We start from the raw sequence: 6000 nt of genomic DNA on the forward strand, positions 1-6000 counted from the left end.
GTCAGGGACGGCAACCGAGGGGCATCTGTGGAGGTCACGGCCGCACCGACAGCGCCCCCGGCGCGAGCCGACGGTCGGCAGCCGCCGCGGGCCGGCGCGAATATGAGAGCTGCTTCACGTTGTGCTCAGCCGGCGTTCACATTTCCGGGCGACTCTCGTCCCAGTCGGAACCCAGTGGACGTCGAGGAGCGGGCAGTGGACGAGCGAGTGGTGCTGTACGGACACGACACGATGGGCCTCGGCCACGTCCGCCGCAACCTCGCGCTGGCCGCGGCCCTGCGCAGCGGGCCGGACGGCCCGCAGGTGCTGGTGGTGACCGGCGCGGCCGAGGCCGGGCGCTTCCCGCTGCCCGACGGAGTCGACCTGCTGGTCCTGCCGGCCGTCGCCAAGGACGGGAACGGCGGCTACCACGGCCGGCGCCTAGCGGGTCCGCTCGCCGACGTCGTCGCGCTGCGCCGCAACGTGCTCACCGCCGCACTCACCACCTTCGCCCCACACCTGCTGGTCGTGGACAAGGTCGCCCGCGGGTTCGCAGGCGAGCTCGAGCCCGCGCTGCCGGCGCTGCGGCAGGCCGGCACCCGCATCGTGCTGGGCCTGCGGGACATCCTCGACGCGCCCACCGCGGCCGCCGCCGAGTGGCGCAGGCTGCGGACGACCGAGGCGCTGCGCGAGAACTACGACGAGATCTGGGTCTACGGCGACCGGCGGGTCAGCGACCTCGCGCTCGACTGCCGGGTGCCCCCGTCGGTGCGCCACCTCATCCGCTACACCGGCTTCCTCGCCGACGGCCGCCCGGCCGCCCCGGCCGGGCCGCCGCCCGTCGCACCGGGTGAGCGGTTCGTGCTGGGTCTGCTCGGCGGCGGCCAGGACGGGGCCGAGCTGGCGGACGCATTCGTCGCCGCTCCCCGCCCCGACGGCGTTGCCGGTGTTCTCGTGGCCGGGCCGTACCTGCCCGACGCCACCCGCAGCGCGCTGCACGCCACAGCGGCGGTCGACCCCGGACTGCGCCTGGTGGACTTCTGCGTCGACCCGGTCGCGTGGGTACGGCAGGCCGCCGCAGTGGTGTGCATGGGCGGCTACAACACCGTGACGGAGGTGCTCGCCACCGACACCCCCGCGCTGGTCGTGCCCCGCGTCGAGCCACGCACGGAGCAGCTCGTGCGGGCCCGTCGGCTCTCCGAGCGCGGTCACGTCGACGACGTCCACCCCGGCGACCTCTCTCCCGCGCTGCTCGGTCGCTGGTGCGCCGACGCGGTGCGCCGCCGCCGCGCGCGCACCGGTCTCGACCTCGGCGGCATGGCTGCCGTGCGCCACCTCGCCCGCATCCACGTCCAGGAGGCGCGCCGTGCTGCCTGACACCGCCCCGCTGCCCGATGCCGCGCTGCCCGATGCCGCGCTGCCCGATACCACGCTGCCCGGCACCGGCGGCCGCGTGGGATACGTACTCAAGCGCTACCCGCGGCTCTCGGAGACCTTCATCGTCAGCGAGCTGCTGGCCCGCGAGGCGGCGGGCGAGGACATCGCGATCGCGAGCCTGCGGGTCGCGGGCGACCCCCGGTTCCACGCCGCGGTGGCGGCCGTGCAGGCCCCGGTGACCTGGGTGCCGGAGGTGCACGACGTTCCGGGGCTGTGGGAGGCGCTGCGCGGCGGGCACGAGGACTTTCCGGGTCTCGGCGCCGTCCTGCCGGAGCTGCTGGCGCTCCCGCCGACGGACGCCGCTCAGGTGCTGCACGTCGCACGGTGGGTGCGGTCCGCCAGGATCACCCACCTGCACGCGCACTTCGCCACAATGGCCACCACGGTCGCCCGGTTGGCGTCGCGGATCACGGGCGTCCCCTACTCGTTCACCGCGCACGCGAAGGACATCTTCCACACCTCGGTCGACCGGGCCGCGCTGCGCGCCAAGCTCGCCGACGCCCACCACGTCGTCACGGTCAGCGAGTACAACGCGGCGTGGCTGCGGGAGCAGTTCGACGTCGCGGCGGCGCGGGTGCACCGCGTCTACAACGGGCTCGACGTCGCCGACTTCCCCTTCACCGAGCCCCGGCTGCGCAACGGGCGCGTCGCCTTCGTCGGCAGGCTGGTAGAGAAGAAGGGGCTTCCCGACCTGCTCGACGCCGTCGCCCTGCTCCGGGAGCGCGGCCGCGAGGTGCCGCTCGACATCGTCGGCGCCGGAGTACTGGAGGACACTCTGCGGCGGCAGGTTCAGGTCCTGAGCCTCGGTGACCTGGTCACGTTCCACGGGCCGCTGCCCGCCGACCGCGTGCGGGAGGTACTCGGCGCGGCGAGTGTCTTCGCCGCCCCGTGCGTGCACGCCGCCGACGGGGACCGCGACGGCCTGCCGACGGTGCTGCTGGAGGCGATGGCCGCCGGCACCCCGTGCGTGTCGACCCCGGTCACCGGGATCCCCGAGGCGGTGCGCCACGGGAGCACCGGGCTGCTCGTGCCCGAGCGCGACCCGGACGCGCTGGCCGACGCCATCCACACCCTGCTCGACGACCCCGACCTGCGGGTGCGGCTGGCGGTCGCCGCCCGTCGGCACCTGGAGCGCTGCTTCGACCGCACCGTCCAGGCCGCGGCCCTGGGGCGGTTGCGCAGATCGGCCGGGCCCGCGCCCGCGCTCGTCGGCGCGCTCGTCGGGCTCGACGTCCCGGCTCCGGCCGTCGCCCCGGACGGCACGAAGGGAGTGCCGGAAGGGCACCGCCTCAGTCCGGCCGTGGGAGCGACGTCGTGAGCGCCGGGACCGCGATCTACGTCGTCACCGACCCCGGGGTGCCGGCGTTCGGCGCCAAGGGGTGCTCGGTGCACGTCCAGGAGGTGCTGCGCGAGCTCTGCCGACGCCACCGCATCGTGCACCTGATCACCACCCGACCCGGCGGCGACGCACCTGCCGACCTCGCCGGCGTCGTCGTGCACCCGCTGCCCCGCCCGTGCGCGGCCGGCCTTGCCGAGCGCGAGGCCGCCCAGCGCGCCGCCGACGACGTGGCCGCCGCGATGCTGACCCGGCTGTGCCGCGAGAACGCCGTCACCCTCGTCTACCAGCGGTACGCGCTGTGGAGCGCCGCCACCCTGGAGGCCGCGCGGCTGGCCGGCGTCCCGACCGTGCTGGAGATCAACGCACCGCTGCTGCGCGAGCAGGCCGAGCACCGCGGCCTGCACGACGCGGACGCCGCCCACCACTGGTCGGTGCGCGCGCTCGAAGCGGCCGACGCACCCTTCGCGGTGGCCGGACCCGTCGCACGCTGGGCGGAGCGGCTCGACCCGCGGCAGCGGTCGATCCCGGTCGTGGGCAACGGCGTCGACGTGCGCCGCTTCACCCCGGCCCCGCGGCGGCTCACCGCCGAGCCCGTCGTCGCGTTCGCCGGCACGTTCAAGCCATGGCACGGCCTCGAGCTGCTCGTCGACGCCGTCGCCGCGGCCAGGGCGGCCGGACCCGGGCTGCGGCTGCTGCTCGTCGGCGACGGACCCGAGCTGGCCGCGACGGTCACCAGGGCACAGGACGCCGGCGTGCCGGTCATCGCGACCGGGCAGCTCGACCCGTCGGAGGTGCCGGGCTGGCTGCGCGGGGCGGACCTCGCCGCGGCGCCCTACCCCGCCGGGGACCACTACTTCTCGCCGCTGAAGGTCGCCGAGTACCTGGCCGCCGGGCTCCCCACGGTGGCCAGTGCGATCGCCGACCTACCCGGTCTCGTGGCCGACGGTGTGGAGGCACTGCTCGTGCCGCCGGGCGACGTCCGGGCCACCGCGGCCGCGGTCGCCCGGCTGGCGGGAGACCCCGGTCTGCGCTCGCGGATGGCCCGAGCCGGGCGCCGGGCGGCCGAGCAGCGGATGTCCTGGACGGCCGTGGTCGACGCGACCCTGCGCCTGCTGCCCGCCGTGGTGCTCGCGCAGGAGGTGGGCTGAGATGCTCACCCTCCGCGGCCGGGCGAGGGTGGACGCGTCCGCCCTGCGCGCAACGCTGCGCCACCTCGTGCCGCTCGTGCGGCAGGAGAAGAAGCTCGTCGCACTCGGGCTGCTCGCCGTGTTCGTCGAGGTGCTCGCCACGCTCGCCGAGCCGTGGCCGCTCAAGCTCGTCATCGACGAGGTGCTGCCCGCGGCGCTGACCGGTGCCCCGCCCGCCGGCGGCGAGGTCGTCGGGCTGCCGGTGCTGGCGCTCCTCGCCGCCGCGGGCCTGCTGGCCGCGACGGCGCTGCGGGCCGGGGCGTCCTACGCCTCGACGGTCTGCTTCGCGATGGTCGGGTCCCGCGTCACCATCCGGCTGCGCGCCGCCGCCTACCAGCGGGTGCTGTCCCAGTCGGTGCACTACCACCAGGCCCGCTCGGGAGGTGACCTGCTCGCCCGGCTCACCGCCGACATCACCCGCCTGCAGGAGGTCGCGGTCACCGCGGGCCTGCCCCTGCTGGCCAACGTCATCACGTTCGTCGGCATGGCGATCGTCATGCTCGTGCTCGATCCGCTGCTCGCGTGCGTCGTGCTGCTCGCCGTGCCGCTGTTCGTGATCGGCGCGGGCCGCACCGGCGGCAAGGTCACCTCCGCGGCGCGCGAGCAGCGCATGGCCGAGGGCACGGTCGCCGGGCTGGTCGGGGAGTCGCTCGGCTCGGTCCGCGTCGTGCAGGCCTACCGGCTCGAGGAGCCGCTCGCGGTCCGGTTCGGCGCGAGCAACACCGCGAGCCTGCGCAGCGGGGTGCGCACCCAGCGCCTGGCGGCCGGTCTCGAGCGGCGCACCGACCTGCTCATCGGCAGCGCCACCGCGGTCGTGCTCCTGATCGGGACGATGCGCGTCGTCGACGGTGCCCTCACCCTCGGCGAGCTGGTGGTGTTCATCAGCTACCTGAAGAGTGTGTTCAAGCCGATGCGCAACCTCGCCAAGTACACCGGCCGGATCGGGAAGGCCGCGGCGTCGGGCGAGCGGGTGGCGGAGCTCCTCGACGCCGAGCCCGAACTGCGGGACGAGCCGTGGGCCCGTCCGCTGCGCCGCGCGCACGGCGACATCCGGCTCGTGGACGTCACCGTCGCCCACGGGCCGGACCGGCCGGTGCTGCGGGGCGCGTGCCTGCACGTCCGGCCGGGTGAACGCGTCGGGGTCGTCGGCCCGAGCGGATCGGGCAAGTCCACGCTCGTGGCGTTGCTGCTGCGGCTGCTCGACCCGCAGTCCGGACGGGTCCTGCTCGACGGCCACGACCTGCGGGACCTGACGCTGGCGTCCGTGCGCTCGACGTGCGCGGTCGTGCTGCAGGAGTCGGTGCTGTTCGCCGACACCGTGCGGGAGAACATACGCCTCGCCCGTCCGGAGGCCGCCGACGACGAGGTGTGCGCCGCCGCTGTCGCCGCCGACGCCGACGCGTTCATCCGCGAGCTCCCCGACGGCTACGACACCGTGCTCGCCGAGCGCGGCGACTCGCTGTCCGGAGGGCAGCGCCAACGGCTCGCCATCGCCCGTGCCGTGCTGCGCGACGCGCCGGTCGTGCTGCTCGACGAGCCCACCACGGGCCTCGACGCGCAGAGCAGGCGCAGCGTGCTGGCCGCGCTGGACCGGCTCACCGCCGGCCGCACGGTCCTCGTCGTCGCGCACCACGAGGAGCTGCTCGCGTCGTGTGACCGCCTGGTCCGGATCGACGATGGCCGTATCGAGGAGCTGCCCCGACCGGCCCGGCCCGCCACCGACGCGGTTTCGACCGGAGGTGCGTGATGATGGTCGTCGCACCCCGCCCCGGGCCCGCGCTCCATGACCCCGCACTCGCCGCGGCCGACCGGCTCACCGATCGCGCGGAGCTCGCAGCGCTGCTCGACGCGCTGCCCTGGCTGAACGGCTCCGACGGCGCCCGGGCCGCCGTCCGGCTGCGCTGGAAGCCCGGCACCAACCTGCGGGTCGGTGCGGTGGTCCCCACCGCGGAGGGTCCCGCCGCCGTGCTCGTCGCCGCCTTCGCCCCGGAAGCGGACAGCAAGGCCGACCGGCTGGCGGCGCGGGCCGACCGGCGCGGCGGCCACCTGTACCGGGCC

General features: G+C 75.7%; 5 protein-coding genes. All 5 read left to right on the forward strand.

Going from position 1 to position 6000, the window contains the following annotated elements; genetic code table 11:
* The first annotated feature begins 195 nt into the window (after window positions 1–195).
* Window positions 196–1356, forward strand: coding sequence for a glycosyltransferase family protein (locus tag KME75_RS19440; RefSeq protein ID WP_219416279.1), 1161 nt, complete (start codon window positions 196–198; stop codon window positions 1354–1356).
* On the forward strand, window positions 1346–2734 hold the full coding sequence (locus tag KME75_RS19445) for a glycosyltransferase family 4 protein (protein ID WP_219416280.1): 1389 nt from the start codon (window positions 1346–1348) through the stop codon (window positions 2732–2734). Before KME75_RS19440 ends, KME75_RS19445 begins: the two co-directional genes overlap by 11 nt.
* Window positions 2731–3903: a glycosyltransferase family 4 protein gene (locus KME75_RS19450; RefSeq protein WP_219416281.1), complete on the forward strand. Its 1173-nt coding sequence runs from the start codon at window positions 2731–2733 to the stop codon at window positions 3901–3903. The genes KME75_RS19445 and KME75_RS19450 overlap by 4 nt, the downstream gene beginning before the upstream one ends.
* 1 nt (window position 3904) lies before the next feature.
* The gene (locus tag KME75_RS19455) at window positions 3905–5689 is read left to right on the forward strand and encodes an ABC transporter ATP-binding protein (RefSeq protein ID WP_219416282.1); all 1785 of its coding nucleotides are present in this window, start codon (window positions 3905–3907) and stop codon (window positions 5687–5689) included.
* Window positions 5689–6000: hypothetical protein (locus tag KME75_RS19460; protein ID WP_219416283.1), on the forward strand; the 312-nt coding region annotated here is incomplete at its 3' end. The genes KME75_RS19455 and KME75_RS19460, both read left to right, overlap by 1 nt.

The sequence above is a fragment of the Pseudonocardia nigra genome, assembly GCF_019396355.1.
Taxonomy (GTDB): domain Bacteria; phylum Actinomycetota; class Actinomycetes; order Mycobacteriales; family Pseudonocardiaceae; genus Pseudonocardia; species Pseudonocardia nigra.